Source organism: Mycobacterium sp. (assembly GCF_035570115.1).
Taxonomy (GTDB): domain Bacteria; phylum Actinomycetota; class Actinomycetes; order Mycobacteriales; family Mycobacteriaceae; genus Mycobacterium.
On the sequence record NZ_DATMLH010000110.1, the window covers coordinates 1 to 16,334 of the forward strand.

General features: G+C 66.5%; 18 protein-coding genes. 6 read left to right on the plus strand and 12 right to left on the minus strand.

Translation table 11 applies throughout. The features are described 5' to 3' along the window. On the minus strand, positions 1-89 hold an 89-nt coding region (locus VNW74_RS09560), incomplete at its 3' end, for an adenylosuccinate synthetase (protein WP_325676372.1). A 183-nt stretch (positions 90-272) separates the two neighbouring features. On the opposite strand from VNW74_RS09560, the gene VNW74_RS09565 reads away from it, so the two are divergent. The 3 genes from VNW74_RS09565 (at position 273) to VNW74_RS09575 (ending at position 2,790) form a co-directional block, all read left to right on the plus strand. Then, positions 273-926, plus strand: a complete 654-nt coding sequence (locus VNW74_RS09565) for a peptidase M50 (protein ID WP_325676357.1) — start codon at positions 273-275, stop codon at positions 924-926. Positions 927-982: 56 nt separating this feature from the next. Further along, a complete protein-coding gene (locus VNW74_RS09570) occupies positions 983-1,762 on the plus strand; it encodes a site-2 protease family protein (protein ID WP_325676358.1) in 780 nt (259 codons plus the stop codon). Between the two features lie 140 nt (positions 1,763-1,902). Next, positions 1,903-2,790 (plus strand): cation diffusion facilitator family transporter, encoded by an 888-nt coding sequence (locus VNW74_RS09575; RefSeq protein WP_325676359.1) that lies wholly within the window; start codon positions 1,903-1,905, stop codon positions 2,788-2,790. 18 nt (positions 2,791-2,808) lie between these two features. On the opposite strand, the gene VNW74_RS09580 is transcribed toward VNW74_RS09575, so the two are convergent. Continuing rightward, positions 2,809-3,528, minus strand: a complete 720-nt coding sequence (locus VNW74_RS09580) for a hypothetical protein (RefSeq protein WP_325676360.1) — start codon at positions 3,526-3,528, stop codon at positions 2,809-2,811. A 52-nt stretch (positions 3,529-3,580) separates the two neighbouring features. After that, on the minus strand, positions 3,581-3,997 hold the full coding sequence (locus VNW74_RS09585) for a DUF3151 domain-containing protein (RefSeq protein WP_325676361.1): 417 nt from the start codon (positions 3,995-3,997) through the stop codon (positions 3,581-3,583). Between the two features lie 96 nt (positions 3,998-4,093). Between VNW74_RS09585 and VNW74_RS09590 the strand changes: the two genes are divergently transcribed. After that, complete coding sequence (locus tag VNW74_RS09590; RefSeq protein ID WP_325676362.1) at positions 4,094-4,963, plus strand: hypothetical protein; 870 nt, start codon at positions 4,094-4,096, stop codon at positions 4,961-4,963. Between the two features lie 16 nt (positions 4,964-4,979). On the opposite strand, the gene fbaA is transcribed toward VNW74_RS09590, so the two are convergent. Continuing rightward, entirely contained in the window at positions 4,980-6,017 is a 1,038-nt protein-coding gene (gene fbaA, locus VNW74_RS09595) for a class II fructose-bisphosphate aldolase (protein WP_325676363.1), read from the minus strand. Positions 6,018-6,161: 144 nt separating this feature from the next. Between fbaA and VNW74_RS09600 the strand changes: the two genes are divergently transcribed. Next, positions 6,162-6,818: a DedA family protein gene (locus VNW74_RS09600; protein ID WP_414686639.1), complete on the plus strand. Its 657-nt coding sequence runs from the start codon at positions 6,162-6,164 to the stop codon at positions 6,816-6,818. Between the two features lie 7 nt (positions 6,819-6,825). On the opposite strand, the gene VNW74_RS09605 is transcribed toward VNW74_RS09600, so the two are convergent. The 8 genes from VNW74_RS09605 to clpB form a co-directional block, all read right to left on the minus strand. After that, entirely contained in the window at positions 6,826-8,175 is a 1,350-nt protein-coding gene (locus VNW74_RS09605; protein ID WP_325676365.1) for a 3-oxoacid CoA-transferase, read from the minus strand. Then, positions 8,168-9,289 (minus strand): glycoside hydrolase family 76 protein, encoded by a 1,122-nt coding sequence (locus tag VNW74_RS09610; protein ID WP_325676366.1) that lies wholly within the window; start codon positions 9,287-9,289, stop codon positions 8,168-8,170. Before VNW74_RS09610 ends, VNW74_RS09605 begins: the two co-directional genes overlap by 8 nt. A 29-nt stretch (positions 9,290-9,318) precedes the next feature. After that, positions 9,319-9,966, minus strand: coding sequence for an RNA methyltransferase (locus VNW74_RS09615; protein ID WP_325676367.1), 648 nt, complete (start codon positions 9,964-9,966; stop codon positions 9,319-9,321). Beyond that, positions 9,963-10,841, minus strand: coding sequence for a hypothetical protein (locus VNW74_RS09620; RefSeq protein WP_325676373.1), 879 nt, complete (start codon positions 10,839-10,841; stop codon positions 9,963-9,965). Before VNW74_RS09620 ends, VNW74_RS09615 begins: the two co-directional genes overlap by 4 nt. Positions 10,842-10,883: 42 nt before the next feature. Next, complete coding sequence (gene pyrE, locus VNW74_RS09625) at positions 10,884-11,507, minus strand: orotate phosphoribosyltransferase (RefSeq protein WP_414686640.1); 624 nt, start codon at positions 11,505-11,507, stop codon at positions 10,884-10,886. Between the two features lie 36 nt (positions 11,508-11,543). Further along, a complete protein-coding gene (gene ttfA / locus VNW74_RS09630; RefSeq protein ID WP_325676368.1) occupies positions 11,544-12,431 on the minus strand; it encodes a trehalose monomycolate transport factor TtfA in 888 nt (295 codons plus the stop codon). A gap of 101 nt (positions 12,432-12,532) precedes the next feature. Continuing rightward, on the minus strand, positions 12,533-12,730 hold the full coding sequence (locus VNW74_RS09635; RefSeq protein WP_325676369.1) for a hypothetical protein: 198 nt from the start codon (positions 12,728-12,730) through the stop codon (positions 12,533-12,535). Between the two features lie 194 nt (positions 12,731-12,924). Then, positions 12,925-15,471 carry an ATP-dependent chaperone ClpB gene (gene clpB / locus VNW74_RS09640; RefSeq protein ID WP_325676370.1) on the minus strand — a complete coding sequence of 849 codons (2,547 nt, stop codon included), beginning with the start codon at positions 15,469-15,471 and terminating at the stop codon, positions 12,925-12,927. A 557-nt stretch (positions 15,472-16,028) separates the two neighbouring features. Between clpB and VNW74_RS09645 the strand changes: the two genes are divergently transcribed. Beyond that, a partial coding sequence (locus VNW74_RS09645; RefSeq protein WP_325676371.1) for a hypothetical protein occupies positions 16,029-16,334 on the plus strand: 306 nt, incomplete at its 3' end.

Below are 16,334 nucleotides of genomic sequence, written 5' to 3' on the forward strand. Positions count from 1 at the left end.
ACCCACTGGGCGCGGCCGCCGAGTAGGTCGGTGGCCTTGCCTTTGCCCTCGTCGCCCCATTGGGCGCCGATCAGGACGATTGCCGGCATGGCGTTTCTCCCACTGGTATGTCCCGCTTATTGTGGTCCAGCCGGTGACCCACATTAGCCCAGGTGTTTGCGACGAGGCCCGTCCGGCGACGATACGCGCCGGAAGGCGCGAGGAGGAGGCCGACAAATAAGCGCCCGCGCGACGATGCAGGCCGCGCGGCGGCACGAGGAGGAGGCGGGCAATTGAGCGCCCCTGACATCACCGTGCTGATCTTCGGCGACTTGCGTCTGCCTGGTCGGCTGACCGGGCTGCCCGCGGTGCGCATCGACCATCCCGCGGATTCAAAAGTCTTGGAGGGCGCGATTGCTGGGGTCAGGCGGGTGGTGGTGGTCGGCGTCGACGCCGACCTGGCGACCGTGCTGACCCAGCTGCTGCGGGCCGGACGCCTCGACGTCGAGGTCGGCTATGCGCCGCGCCGGCACACCGCCGCCACCCGGGTTTACCGGCTGCCGGCGGGTCGCCGAGCGGCCCACCGGGCGCGGCGCGGATCGGCGCGACGGGTACCGCTGATCCGCGACGAAACCGGAACGGCGATCATGGGAGCCGCCCACTGGCGGCCAGCCGACGGCGCGCAACTCCTGCATGGCGAGGCCGTCGTCGACGACGCTGTGCTCTTCGACGGCGTTGTGGCCGGGGTGCGGGTCGAGCCGACGGTCGCACTGCCGGGTCTGCGGGCGCGCGTGTGGGGCGGCCGGTCGCGCCGTTGGCTGGCAGGGCGAGCGGCGCAGCTGGGCAGCACCGGTGCAGCCGTGGACCGCGACGGCGTGCCGGCGCTCAAGGCGACGCGCCGGTCGACGATCTATCGGAACACCGAGGGTTGGCTATTGGTCCGGTGACCGGCGCCGCGAGGGGCGAGGAGCCGGACCGTCATTCCGGTCGGTAGTTTCGTCACGTGAGCGCCCGTGAATTGCACCAATCGGTGCGGCCGAGCCCCATCTTCCTGGCGACCGTCGGCCTGACGGTGTTCGGCGGCGCGCTGGCCTGGTGGGACGGCGCCAACCTGGGTGCGCTGGCCTATGCCGGAGTGTTCATCTTCGTGATCGCCGGCTGGGTCGTATCGCTGTGTCTGCACGAATTCGGTCACGCGTTCACGGCGTGGCGATTCGGCGATCGTGACATCGCGGTGCGTGGCTATCTGGATTTGGATCCGCGGCGCTACGCCCATCCGATGCTGTCGCTGGGTTTGCCGATTTTGATCACCATGCTGGGCGGCATCGGCTTGCCCGGCGCTGCCGTCTATGTGCGAACGTCGTACATGACGACCACACAGCGCACGCTGGTCAGCCTGGCCGGACCGGCGGCCAACCTGCTGCTGGCGGTGCTGCTGCTGACGCTGACCCGGTGGTATTTCGACCCGGTGCACCCGGTGTTGTGGGCCGGGGTGGCGTTTTTGGGCTTCCTCCAGGTCACCGCGGTACTGCTGAACCTGTTGCCGATCCCCGGCCTGGACGGTTACAACGCGCTGGAGCCGCATCTGAGTCCGGAGACTCAGCGAGCACTGGAACCGGCCAAGCAGTTCGGCTGGGTAATTCTGCTCGTGATCCTGATCGCGCCGCCGCTGAACCAGTGGTTTTTCGGGATGGTCGACTGGTTCTACGAGCTGTCCGGGGTGCCCGCAACGTGGGCGAATGCCGGCATGCGGCTGACCCGGTTCTGGCACGCCTGGTTCTGACTCAACGCCGATGTGCCCGTCGCGCCGAGATCGACACCAGCGCGGGAAAATCCCAGAAATCATGCACTGACGTCGATCTCGGTGCTGGAGATTCGCCGTCGCGCTTGCGATATATGCACAATGACGCATATATTACGGGCATGGGTGCCGGCCACAGTCACGCGAACACCGATGCCGGCGATGGCCGGATGGTCTCGAAGATGGCCGCTGCCACCGCGATGCTAGGTGGGTTCTTCGTCGTGGAGCTGACCACCGCGCTGGTGATCGGATCGATGGCGCTGCTGGCCGACGCCGGCCACATCCTCACCGACGTGGCGGCCACGTTCATGGGGCTGTGCGCTTTGGTGCTGGCCCGGCGCGGCAGCTCGTCTCCGGGCCGCACCTTCGGCTGGCACCGCGCCGAGGTGTTTACCGCGGTGGCCAACGCCGTGCTGCTGATCGCGGTGGCGGCGATCATCCTCCGCGAAGCGATCGCGCGGCTCGGCCATGCGCCGGAGGTACCAGGAGTGCCAATGATCGTCGTGGCGCTGGCGGGGCTGGCCACCAATGTGGCGGTAGCGCTGCTGCTGCGGTCGCATACGGAGAGCCTGGCCGTCAAGGGCGCCTACATGGAGGTCATCGCCGACATGGTCGGCAGCGTCGGTGTGCTGATCGCCGGTGTGGTCACGATCACCACGCACTGGCCCTACGCCGACGTGGTGGTTGCGGTTCTGGTCGCGCTGTGGGTGCTGCCCCGGGCGCTTTCACTGGCCGTCGGCGCATTGCGCATCCTGTCGGAAGCTTCGCCCAGCCACATCGACGTCGAGGGGCTGCGTAGCGCGCTGAGCGCCGTCGACGGCGTCACCGACGTGCACGACCTGCATGTCTGGACGCTGGTGCCGGGTAAAGACATGGTGACCGCGCACCTGGCCAGCCGGGGTGACTCGACCCGGGTACTCGGGGAAGCCCGAGCGATTCTTGCCGCGCACGGATTGGGCCACGCCACCATCCAGGTGGAGCCGCCGGACGGCTGCTCGGTGGGCTTCTAGCCCCGCGACGCGCCGGTCTTAAAGGTCCTGCCAAAACTGATACAGGGCGTTGAGATCCAGTCCCTGGATGTCGCCGAGTAGCAGGTCTTTATTTTGCGTCCACATCAAGTCCGGCCCCTTGTTGTAGCTTCCACAGAGCACGGATCCAGCGGGGACATTTGGCGCCGCGTCGTTTTGGTAAGTAGCCGGCGATTGCTTTCCATCGGGGCACGGTGTAACCGCGTCCTCGCCGATGCCATTTTGGAAGGCATCGGCAAGTGCGGCCGCATTCGGATAGAGGGAGAAGGCCGCGGATGCCGGGCTGCGTGGGTCCGACGTCTTCTGACACTCCACTGTTGCGAGGGCTTGTCGATTTGGGTTGCTGACCGGTGGGCAGTTATTCGCGTTGTAGCCCTGCGGCAACAGGTGGTACAGCCTCTGCAGGGTTTGGTTCGCCGGCCCAGTGGTGGCGCTCGAAGAGCTCGGATGGCTGCTGGGCAAGCCGGGGGAAGAGCTGCCACCCGAATGCCGGGCGATGACAACAGCGACGCCCGCCGCGAGAGCCAGTAAGCCGATGACGAGCACCAACAGTATGGTCTTCGACCCGCGGAAGCCCGCGGCGGTCCGCGTTGTCGGCGAGGCGGAGTACTTGTCGTAACCGCCACGGCCGGCGGCTGTCAGTTCCGATTTGGCGGCGGCGTCGCTGAGCGAGCGCTCCAACTCCCGGATCCGGGCTTCCGGATCGTCCTGCCGCTCCATTCACAGATGCTCGCACAACAACTGCAAGATCGGTGGGCTGTTGACCTCCGGCTCAGCTGAGCCCAAGTGCGGCGCGGGCAGTCGGGTCGCAATCGTCGAGCAGGTCCAGGCACCGGGTCTGCTCGTCGGTTTCGCCGATGGCGTCGGCCGCCCTCGCCAGCGCCGCCACACACCGCAGAAAACCACGATTCGGCTCATGGGCATAGGGCACGGGCCCGAACCCCTTCCAGCCGTTGCGGCGCAGCTGGTCCAGGCCGCGGTGGTAGCCGGTACGGGCGTATGCATAGGCGGTGATCGCCTTGTCGTCGGCCAGGGCTTCTTCGGCCAGGGCTGCCCAGGCCACCGAGGCCGACGGATGTGCGGCGGCGACGACGGCCGGGTTCTCGTTGGCCAGCAGTGCGGCCTCGGCGTCGGTGTCGCCGGGCAACAAGATCGGATCCGGTCCCAGAAGATCATGCGTGGGCGTCATGGGGCCATTGTGCCGTGCGACGCCGCCGCACCAAACCCGGTGCCGAGTCGCTAAGCTGCAATACGTATTTCGACAGCGAAGAGGACAGCAGCGCTTATGCCGAATCCCTCAGGGCCTGACCGCGACCACAAGTCGAATGCGCCGGGGTTCGATCCAGACGCCGTCGATGGAGGCGCCGCGATCGACCCGGCGGAATCCGACGCTGACGACACCGAACAGGTCGTCGGTCCCGATGACGATCCCACCGAGAGCTACCGGGCCGAGCCGGCTACCGAGGTGATGGCCAAGACTCCGCGCGAGCAGGATGCACCCAAACCGCGGATTCCGCTGGGTGAGCGTCGCTTTACTGCCCCGGGGTTCGACGCCAAGGAGACTGCGGTCATCAACGCCGCCAACGAGCCCGCCACCGAGGCCTTCGAGAGGGGCCATCCGCCGTCTGGACCGAACGCGACACGGCCGCGAACCGCGATGCCGCAGCTGATTCCGCCTCGGCTGGGCGCCAAGCTGCGGCCGTCGACTCAGCGCAGCTGGGGTTGGGTACTGGCGTTGATACTGATCATCCTGGCGTTGGCGGCCATCGCAGTGCTGGGCACGGTGCTGATGACCCGCAGCGACAAAAAGCCGAACGCCTCACAAGAAGACCAGGTTCGCAGCACCATCCAGAATTTCGACGTCGCGGTGCAGAACGGCGACCTATCCACGTTGCGCGGCATCACCTGCGGCACCATGCGCGACGACTACGTCAACTACGACGAGCGCGAATGGAACGACACTTATCGTCGGGTCGCGGCGGCAAAACAGTATCCGGTGGTCGCCAACATCGACCAGGTGGTCGTCAACGGAAACCATGCCGAGGCCAATGTGACCGCGTTCATGGCCTACGCGCCGCAGGTCCGCTCGACCCGCAGCTTCGACCTGCAGTATCGCGACGACCGGTGGAAGATCTGCGAGGCCAGCACGGGTTGATCCCGCGCTGGCGGCTTCACCCTGCGCTGACGGACTTGCCGGCGCAATGCAGGTCGTTGCAGGCCTCGATGACCCGCTCGGTCATCCCCGCCTCCGCCGCCTTGAGGTAGCTGCGCGGGTCGTAGACCTTCTTGCTGCCCACGTCGCCGTCCACCTTGAGCACGCCGTCGTAGTTGGTGAACATGTGACCGGCGATCGGGCGGGTGAACGCGTACTGGGCGTCGGTGTCGACGTTCATCTTGACCACCCCGTAGCCCAGCGCCTCTTCGATCTCCGACTTCAGCGAACCCGACCCGCCGTGGAATACGAAGTCGAACGGCTTGGCGTCGTCGGAAAGCCCGAGCTTGGCCGCCGCCACCTGCTGGCCCTGGGCCAGGATGTCGGGACGCAGCTGAACGTTGCCGGGCTTGTAGACGCCGTGCACGTTGCCGAACGTCGCGGCCAGCAGATAATGGCCGTGTTCGCCGTGGCCCAACGCGTCGATGGTCTTCTCGAAGTCGTCCGGGGTGGTGTACAGCTTCTCGTCGATGGCGCCGACAACACCGTCCTCCTCGCCGCCGACCACGCCGATCTCCACCTCGAGAACGATCCTGGCGGCCGCGGCCTCCTTGAGCAGCTCCTGCGCGATCTTGAGGTTCTCGTCGATCGGCACCGCGGAGCCGTCCCACATGTGCGACTGGAACAGCGGGTTCTTGCCGGCCGCGACCCGCCTGGCCGAGATCTCCAGCAGCGGGCGCACATAGGTGTCCAGCTTGTCCTTCGGGCAGTGGTCGGTGTGCAGCGCGACGTTGATCGGGTACTTGTCGGCGATGACGCGGGCGAACTTGGCCAGCGCCACCGCGCCGGTGACCATGTTCTTCACCCCCAGCCCGGAGCCGAACTCCGCACCACCCGTCGAGAACTGGATGATGCCGTCGCTGCCCGCGTCGGAGAAGCCCTTGATGGCAGCGTTGATGGTCTCCGAGGACGTGCAGTTGATCGCCGGGAAGGCGTACGAGTTTTCCTTGGCACGTCGCAGCATCTCGGCGTAGACCTCTGGTGTTGCGATGGGCATGAAACTTCCTTCCTCAGGACTGCCATCAGTATCCAACAACAGATTCTCGTTCACAGCCCGGCCGGCCCCGCAACCTACGCCTGTTAAGGGAGCAGTTGAATTTCGCCGGTATCTTGGAACACCGTGAGTATCGCCGTGGCGGCCATGCCGAACATCCTGGACCCGATGTACTGGATCGGTCCTCAGGGCTTGTTCGCGTCGGCCGTGCTGCCGACGATCCTGGTCATCGTCTTCGTCGAGACGGGGCTGCTGTTCCCGCTGCTGCCCGGCGAATCGCTGCTGTTCACCGGTGGGCTGCTGGCGGCCCACGGCACACTCAACATCTGGGTGCTGGCGCCGTCCGTAGCGTTGGTCGCGATACTCGGCGACCAGACGGGCTACTTCATCGGGCGCCGGATCGGACCCGCGCTGTTCAAGAAGGAAGACTCGCGCTTCTTCAAGCAGCACCACGTGACCGAGTCGCACGCGTTCTTCGAGAAATACGGGCCCGCAGCGATCATCCTGGCCCGGTTCATGCCGTTCATCCGGACCTTCACACCGGTGGTCGCCGGGGTGTCGTACATGCGCTATCCGGTGTACCTCGCCTTCGACATCGTGGGCGGTGTGCTCTGGGGTGGCGGCGCGACGCTCGCCGGCTACTTCCTGGGCAATGTGCCGTTCATCCACCAGAATCTGGAGAAGATCGTCCTGGTGATCTTGTTCGTGTCGATGCTGCCGGCTTTCATCTCGGCGGGACGCGCTTACCGCAAGCGCCGACGCGAGCCCGACCAAGAGCCCGAACGGCTACCCGTCGCTGATTGACCGGGCGTTAGACGGCGACCTTGAAGTCGCAGCCGGTCTTGGCCCGCACGTCGGCGACCGTCACGCCTGGGTGTAATTCGGTCAGCGTGAGCCCGTGTTCGGGGTCGACGTCGAAGACGCACAGGTCGGTGATGATCATGTCCACCACGCCCTTGCCGGTGACCGGCAGCGTGCATTGCTTGAGGATCTTCGGGCTGCCATCCTTCGCGGTGTGATCCATCACCACGATCACTCGCTTGACGCCCGACACCAGATCCATAGCGCCGCCGGGTCCTTTGACCATCTTGCCCGGCACCATCCAGTTGGCCAGGTCGCCGTTCTCGGCAACCTCCAGGCCGCCCAGGATGGACAGGTCGATGTGGCCGCCGCGGATCATCGCGAAGGAGTCGGCGCTGCTGAAAAAGCTCGAGCCGGGAAGGCTGGTGACGGTCTGTTTGCCGGCATTGACGAGATCGGCGTCGACGCCGTCTTCGGTCGGGTAGGAACCGATGCCCAGCAGGCCGTTCTCCGACTGCAGCGTCACGTTGATGTCGTCCGGGATGAAGTTTGCCACCAACGTCGGTATGCCGATGCCCAGGTTTACGTAGTAGCCGTCCCGCAATTCCTGGGCGGCACGCTGGGCCATCAGCTCGCGAATCGGGCTGTCGTGCTTCATTGCGGCGCCGCCGCTGGTGGTGCGGAATTCGATGCGCTTCTCGTAGTCGCGGCCCTCGATGATGCGGTCCACATAGACGCCTGGAGTATGGATCAGGTCGGGGTCGAGGTCGCCGACCTCGACCAGTTCTTCTACCTCGGCGACGGTCACCGCGCCACAGGTGGCGATCATCGGGTTGAAGTTGCGCGCCGTCTTGCGGTAGATGAGGTTGCCCGAGGTGTCCCCCTTCCACGCCTTGACGATCGCCAGATCGGCGCGAATGCCTTCTTCCAGAACGTATTCGGTGCCGTCGAAGACCCGGGTGTCTTTGCCTTCGGCAAGATTGGTGCCATAGGCAGTGCGGGTGTAGAAGCCGGGAATGCCTGCGCCGCCGGCGCGCAACTTCTCCGCGAGCGTGCCCTGCGGCGTCAGGACAAGGTCCAATTCTCCGGCCAGCACCTGACGCTCGAATTCCTTGTTCTCCCCGACGTAGGATGCGATGACCTTTTTCACCTGCCGCGCCTTGAGCAGCAGGCCCATGCCGAAATCGTCTACGCCGGCGTTGTTTCCGACGATGGTGAGGTCCTTGACGCCGCTGTCCACCAGCGCCCGGATCAGATTCTCCGGGATGCCGCAGAGGCCGAAACCGCCCGCAGCGACGCTCATACCGTCTTTCAGCAGTCCGTGCAGCGCCGACTCGGCATCGGGGTGGACTTTACTCATCGGTGGTCCTCTCGTCGTTGGTCACGGCATGCGCGGCCTCCATCAGCATCCAACCCGATAGTTGTACCGACAGATCGCGTTCGGCAATCTCCGAACTGGTGACCGCACCCTCGACGAACTCAGCCTGCTGCCCATCGGCCGTGGGCAGGTCGGCGGTGCGATCCCAGAACGGACCGAACAATGGCAGCCCTTGCACCGACTGCCGGTTGTTCCACGCCGATTGCGCCGAGGCCAGCACGATTTCGCGGGCGGTCTCGCGGGCCGCGGCATCCGCGGCCGACTCACCCGGCAACGTGGTGGCGACCAACGCCAGGTAGCGAGCGGTGATCCCGTCGAACAGCCCGCCGTCGCCGCCGCCTGAGCCGCGCAGCACCCCGGCCGGCGCCATGTGCTCGTCGACGGCGGCGACCAGGCGATGCACGCGCGGCGCGTGCCGCTCGTCTTGAGTGCGCGCTGCCAGCTCGGTCTCCAGGCCCAGCACCACGCCCTGGCAGTAGGTGTACTGCGCGCGGACGAGTGACCCGGCCTTGATGCCGTCGAACACCAGGTGCGTCTCGGGGTCGATCAGCGTGTCGTCGATCCAGTCGGCCATCTGCTGGGCCCGGCGCAGCCGGTCGCCGTAGCGCGCCAGGAAGATCCCCGCCGGCCCGTTGGCCGGGGCGTTGAAGAATTGGTCCTGCTTACGCCACGGGATGCCGCCGCCGTCCTCGGGCACCCACGCTTTGACGAATTGGTCATTCAACTTGTGCAGCGCACGTTTGCGCTCCACGCCCGCGATCCGCGCGGCCCGCTCCAGCGACAGCGCCAGCCACGCCATGTCGTCGTAATAGCTGTTGACCCAGGATCCGTTGTTGCGTAGCCGGTGCGCGCGGATCTGCCGGGCGATCTTGACGCGCCGCTCCGGCTGCGGGTCGCGTAGCTCCGCGTCGACCAGGCAGTCGAGCAGATGCGCCTGCCACCAGTAATGCCAGCCGGCAAACCAGCGGTCGCGCCGGGTCGGCGGCCAGGCCACCACGCCGAGTTGGGTGCCGGGCAACGCCCAGAGCCGTTTCAGATGCCGCCCGGTGACGGCAGCTTCTGCGCTGACCGCCCGATTGAGCCATACCTGATCCATGTCTGCAGATCCTGCCCTACTCACCCTTCTTACCAAGCCCTTCCGATATCACCGTGTTGGCTGATCCAGCTATGCATGGCGATCCCCGCGGCGACCGAGACGTTGATGCTGCGCGTCGAGCCGAAATGGGCGATCGAAACGGTAAGCGAAGCGCCCGTGCGGGCGTCGTCGCTGATGCCGGGGCCTTCTTGGCCGAACAGCAGCAGGCAGTTGCGTGGCAGCGTGGTCTGTTCGAGCCGCACGGCACCGGGCACGTTGTCGACCGCGACCACCGTCAGGCCCGCTCCCGCCGCGAAGCTCAGCAAGTCGGCCGCGCTGTCGTGATGGCACAGCCGTTGGTAGCGGTCGGTGACCATGGCACCGCGGCGATTCCAACGGCGCCGCCCGACGATGTGGACGGTGTCGACGGCGAACGCGTTGGCGGTGCGCACCACGCCACCGATGTTGGCGTCGTGACCGAAGTTCTCGATCGCCACATGCAGCGGGTGTCTGCGCTTGTCTATGTCGGCGATGATCGCCTCACGCGTCCAATACCGGTAGGCGTCGACGACGTTGCGGGTGTCGCCGTCGCGAAGCAGCGTCGGGTCATACCGCGGGTCGTCGGGTGGCGGCCCGACCCAGGGGCCGACTCCGCTTGCCGGAACACCCCATTCGGTAGGGCCAGGCTCATCATTCATTGCGTCGTCCAGACTGCGGCGTGGGTTCCCACAACCGCGATGGTCGCGTACAGCAGCGCCTCGTTGATATCGCCCTGGGTACACAGCGACGCGCTGACATGCACGGCGTCCAGCGACGCTTCGGGCAGGATCAGCACCGACGACCCGTAGGCCGAGCAGGCCGGGCTCAGCCCGGGGGGAGGCAGCGTCGGGGCGGCGAGCAACATCATCGGCCCGCCGCGAGCCGCGGAGTCGTCTCGGTACTTCGCCGCGATGGTTTCGGCGTCCAACCCGAGCAACATGTAGCCGCTGCCGGTGAACGCGCCCGGGTCACCGAGCGAGGCTTGGGTCAGCTGGGTGCCGTCGGCCCGCCACGCGGCCACGCTGGTGGTCTTGACCACCAAGCCGGTGTCGTTCTGCTTCGTCGGCAGCACCCCTACCGGGAACGCCGCCGGGTAGGCGGCGGTGGTGTCGGCGATCCGGTCGCGGGGCGAGTACAGGTACACCCCGCGTACCGCGCTGCGGTCCGACAGCGGGCCCAGGCACACCGTGCCGGTCAGCCGTTTGCCCTCAGGCGCGGAAAACGCTTGTATAACAACATTTTTCACGTCCTCACAGCTGCCGATGCCGGTGGCCTCCATCGGGTGCGCCAGCGCCCCGTAGAGGCCGAACCGGACGTCGCGGGGATCGGCATGGGCTTTGACGGGATCGGTCGGGGCCGCGTCGACGTCGACCAACACGTAGTTGTCTTGCCAGCGCAGGTTGGACATCGACATGTTCCAGCCGAGCACCGCCAACGATTCGCCGAGCCGGGCGGTCAGCGCGCCATAGATCGGGTCCTTGTGATGCGAACCCGAGCAGGCCGCGCAGCATGTCACCGCCAATGCCGCGACCATCGCGGTGAGGGTCCGCACGGTCACTAATGCGCGACGGTCGGCTCAGCCACCGGGCAGCCCCAAATCCGCCAGTCCCAAGACAGTCCGGTACGGCAAGCCCTCGGCTTGGATGGCTTCGGCGGCGCCGGTAGCTCGGTCGACCACGGTCACCACGCCCACCACCTGCCCGCCGGCGTCCAGCACGGCGCGCACCGCGGTCATCGCCGAGGCGCCGGTGGTACTGGTGTCCTCCACTACCAGGACCCGTCGACCGGAAATGTCGGGCCCCTCGATAAGACGTTGCATGCCATGGGTTTTCACTGACTTTCGCACGACGAACGCGTCGATGGGACGACCGGGCGCATGCATGACGGCGGTGGCGACCGGATCGGCGCCCAGGGTCAGGCCACCGACGGCCGCGTACTCCCAGTCGTCGGTCAGTTCACGGATCAGCCGGCCGATCAGCGGCCCGGCCCGGTGATGCAGGGTGGCGCGGCGCAGGTCCACGTAGTAGTCGGCTTCCTTGCCCGACGACAACGTGACGCGGCCGTGCACCACCGCCAGCCGGCGCACCAGGTCGGCCAACTCGTCGCGGTCGCCGGTGCTCAGGTCAGGTGCGGCCACGGCCCCGCCCAAAGGCTCTGGTGGCGGTGTAGCGGCGCGGCATGACCGACAGCGTAGCGACATCGCCAATGCCTCAGGCACCGGGAGGATACGAAGTAATCAGCGCTGGTAGTGGGTGGCCTGGTGGCCGTTGCGGCCAGACGGCGGACGCCGCACTGGCGCACCGGGCTCGACGGCCGGTGCGCGGCGGGTTGGCTCCTGCCGCACCGAGGGCGGCGACGCCGCGGCGCCGCGGGCCGCTGCCCCACCCTCACGGGATGGGGCTTCTGGGTGCCGCGGCGGCGACTCGCCACGGCCGGCCGGGGCCAGCGGACGGCTGGGTGCGGCATTGCGACGTCCTGCCGTTTGCGGCGCCCCAGCAGTTCCCGTCTGCTGTGGCAGCGGCGGCAACACCCGCAGCAGGTCGTTGAATTGGCGCACCGTGCGCAAGCCCTCGTCCCACTGCGCGCGGGTGCTGCCGATCGGCATGCTGACCAGCGTCCAGTTCTGCTCGTTCCACATGATCTCGGCGCAGTCGGGCGCGGTGTGCGCGAAGGTGACCATGCGCCGATCGCAGGCCCGCCGTGCGGCGTCCAGATTCGTGGAGTACACCATCCGCGGTCCGATTGCGCCCAGCAGCCAAATGTCGTTCTCGCGAGGCTCTTTGAGACCTTTGAGCCGGACGTCGACGACGACGTTCGTGCCCACCTTGCGGTGCAGGGCGATCACGGTGGCAACTTCCTCGAGATCGAAGATGAATACCGCCTCGCCGCGGATCTGGCCTAATACGACGTTGCGCGCCGGGATATTGCTGCCCACGGTCGACATCACCCCGCGCTTCCAGCGCTTGAGGATTTCCGTGGATTCCTGCTCGTAGTCGAATCCGTGCGAACGTGCCCACGACTTGCGACGACGGCCACGCCCGCGCCGACGATCGATGTCGACGTACAGCAATACCGCCGCGCCGACAAAGCACAGCGCGGAGAGCGTAAACCAGAGTGGAACCATCGCCCCGTAGCCTAGCCGCTGCGACCCCTTAATCGGGAATGCGAGCAGGTCACAACCGAATTAAAGTTTGCTACCGCTTAGATCCCGGCCGCAGGTCAGCGTCAGAACAGGCCCAGCAGGCTGTCCAGTCCTGGCACTAAGCTCTCCAGGGTCAGCCCAGGCCCAAACAGATCGGACAGATCGAGCCCCGACAAGCCAGGATCCGCGGCGGCCAACCACGGCACCGATGCGAGCCGCGCGCCAGTCCCCAACGCAATTGCCAGCCCACCGACACGACCAACACACCCTGCGAGTTTCATCCGGAATCTCCTTGGCCGGACCACACCCCCCGAGGCGCGGACCTTTGCCACCGCGTACCGACAGTTCAGTAGTTAGGCATATTAGCCCGCGACCGTTTCATTCCCACACGTTCTACCGTTGTCTGGCAGGAAATTGACAGACAAGACTCGCCCCCGCGAATCGCGGGGGCGAGTCTTGTTGTGCGAGTGTGGAATTAGCCCAAGACCAACGAGTCGCCGTCGACGCTGACATTGACCGGAACGATGTCGCCGTCGTGGATGTCACCGGCCAGCAGCAGCTTGGCCAGCTGGTCGCCGATGGCATGCTGTACCAGCCGCCGCAGCGGACGGGCGCCGTAGACCGGGTCGAATCCACGGTGCGCCAGCCAGGTCTTGGCCGGCAACGACACCTCGAGTTGCAGCCGCCGCTGGGCGAGCCGCTTGTCCAACTGGTCGAGCTGGATGTCGACGATCCGCACCAGCTCCTCGGGGTTCAGCCCGTCGAAGATCAGCACGTCGTCGAGCCGGTTGATGAACTCCGGCTTGAACGCCGAGCGCACCGCGGCCATCACCTGCTCCTCACTGCCGCCCGACCCGAGGTTGGACGTCAGGATGAGGATGGTGTTGCGGAAGTCGACCGTGCGGCCCTGCCCGTCGGTGAGCCGGCCCTCGTCGAGCACCTGCAACAGCACGTCGAACACGTCCGGGTGGGCCTTTTCGACCTCGTCGAACAAAACCACCGTGTAGGGCCGCCGGCGCACCGCCTCGGTCAGCTGACCGCCCTGGTCGTAACCGATGTAGCCGGGCGGCGCACCCACCAACCGGGCGACCGAGTGCTTTTCGCCATATTCACTCATGTCGATGCGGACCATTGCCCGTTCGTCGTCGAACAGGAAGTCGGCCAGCGCCTTGGCCAGCTCGGTCTTGCCGACACCGGTCGGGCCCAGGAACAGGAACGATCCCGTCGGCCGGTTGGGGTCGGCGACCCCGGCCCGACTGCGGCGCACCGCGTCGGATACCGCTTGGACCGCCTTCTTCTGCCCGACCACACGCTTGCCGAGCTCGTCTTCCATCCGCAGCAGCTTGGCCGTCTCGCCTTCCAGCAGCCGGCCGGCCGGGATGCCCGTCCACGCCGACACCACGTCGGCGATGTCGTCGGGACCGACCTCTTCTTTGAGCATCACGTTTTCGCGGGCCTCTGCCTGGGGCAGCGCGGCGTCGAGTTTCTTCTCCACCTCCGGGATGCGCCCGTACCGCAGCTCGGCGGCCTTGGCCAGGTCGCCGTCGCGCTCGGCTCGCTCGGACTCCCCGCGCAACGTCTCCAGCTGCTCCTTGAGCTCGCGGACGATGTCGATGGCGTTCTTCTCGTTCTGCCACTTGGCGGTCAGCTCGGCCAGCTTTTCCTTCTGGTCGGCCAGCTCGGCGCGCAGCTTGTCCAGTCGCTCCTTGGACGCGGCGTCCTCTTCTTTGGCCAGCGCCATCTCCTCGATCTCGAGCCGGCGCACCAGCCGCTCGACCTCGTCGATTTCGACGGGGCGCGAATCGATCTCCATCCGCAGCCGGCTGGCTGACTCGTCGACCAGGTCGATGGCCTTGTCCGGCAGGAACCGGGCGGTGATGTAGCGGTCGGACAGCGTGGCGGCGGCCACCAGCGCGGAGTCGGTGATGCGCACACCGTGGTGCACCTCGTAGCGATCCTTAAGCCCGCGCAGGATGCCCACGGTGTCGTCCACCGACGGCTCACCGACGAAGACCTGCTGGAAGCGCCGCTCCAGCGCGGCGTCCTTCTCGATGTACTTGCGGTACTCGTCGAGCGTGGTCGCACCGACCAGCCGCAGCTCACCGCGGGCCAGCATCGGCTTGATCATGTTGCCGGCGTCCATCGCCGACTCACCGGTCGCGCCGGCGCCGACGATGGTGTGCAGCTCGTCGATGAAAGTGATGATCTGGCCGGCGGAGTTCTTGATGTCGTCGAGGACGGCCTTGAGCCGCTCCTCGAACTCGCCGCGGTACTTGGCGCCGGCAACCATCGAGCCCAGGTCCAGGCTGACGACGGTCTTGTCGCGCAGGCTTTCGGGCACGTCGCCGGCGACGATGCGCTGGGCCAGACCTTCCACGATGGCGGTCTTGCCAACGCCCGGCTCGCCGATCAGCACCGGGTTGTTTTTGGTGCGACGGGAGAGTACCTGCACGACGCGGCGAATTTCGTTGTCCCGCCCGATGACCGGGTCGAGTTCGCCTTCGCGGGCCCGCGCGGTCAGGTCGGTGGAGTACTTCTCCAGCGCCTGATAGGTGGCCTCGGGGTCGGCGCTGGTGACTCGCGCGCTGCCGCGGACTTTGACGAACGCGTCGCGCAGCGCCTGCGGTGAGGCGCCGTGTCCGGTCAGCAGCTTGGCAACATCGGAGTCGCCGGTGGCCAGGCCCACCATCAGGTGTTCGGTGGAGACGAATTCGTCGTCCATCTCGGTGGCCAGCTGTTGCGCGGTGGTGATCGCGGCCAACGACTCGCGGGACAGCTGCGGCTGCGCGTTGGCGCCGCTGACCTGCGGCAGCCGGTCCAGCAGGTGCTGCGCTTCGGTGCGGATAGTGGCGGGCTCGACGCCGACAGCCTCCAGCAGCGGCGCGGCGATCCCGTCGTTCTGCGTCAGCAGCGCCAACAGCAGGTGAGCAGGCCTGATCTCGGGATTACCGGCGGCTGAGGCCGCCTGTAAGGCCGATGTCAGGGCCGCCTGCGTCTTGGTTGTCGGGTTAAAAGAGTCCACGAAACCTCCGTTCGGGGTACGTAGGGAAAATGCTTGTCGCGTTATTCAACGCCGTCAAGGTTGAGTCTGTTCCGCTCAACTCTACCGAATTTTGTCAGCGTCCGAGTCGAGATCCGCTCAGTTCCGTGGGTGGGCGCGAGCCCGGATCGGGGCGGCCGCGACCATGGTCAATGGGACGGCGAGGGGAAAGTCGTCGTCCAGCGATTGAATCTCGGTGTTCCGGGCTGCTCCCTATCGACAACTGGGAAGCTACGGCTGAGAACATCCCGGTCGCCTTTCGGCGATGTTGTGACCGCGATCGGCGGAAGCATCCATTTGGGGCCGAGACTGTATCTCGTCACCGTCCCGCCGGCGTCGCGCAGTGTTTCGCAGCCGGTGTGATACGCCCGTGAGGCTTTCATCGTTGGAGGTATGGCAGTGGATTTCGCGGTGCCAGCGGCAGTGCCGCGGCCTCGTCCGTCTCGCCCATGGCGAAGCCCCTTCCCGACAGCTGAAGTATTTCACCTGACCAGCACCGATAGGAACACCTAGAACTTATTCGAACGTATGATCGATCAGTGGGCGACCTCGCGTCTATCGGATATAACGGGCAGCCGGTCCGCAACCCGTTTCGAGTGGTGCGCCCGCCGATCACCGTGCTGGTTGACCTGACGGTGCTCTTCCCGCGCGAGCCGCACCGCGCGGGGCGATATCACCCCAACGGCCTGCAGCTGCACAAGGTCGTCGAGGGCCGGCTGACCTGCTGGGGCATTTGCGAGCAGGGCGATTGGTGGGGGCTGGTGACCTATCCGATCGCCTACGGGTCCAAGCGCAAAACCGTCACACACTGGGTACCGGCCTGGACACTGCGCCGCAACGATGCG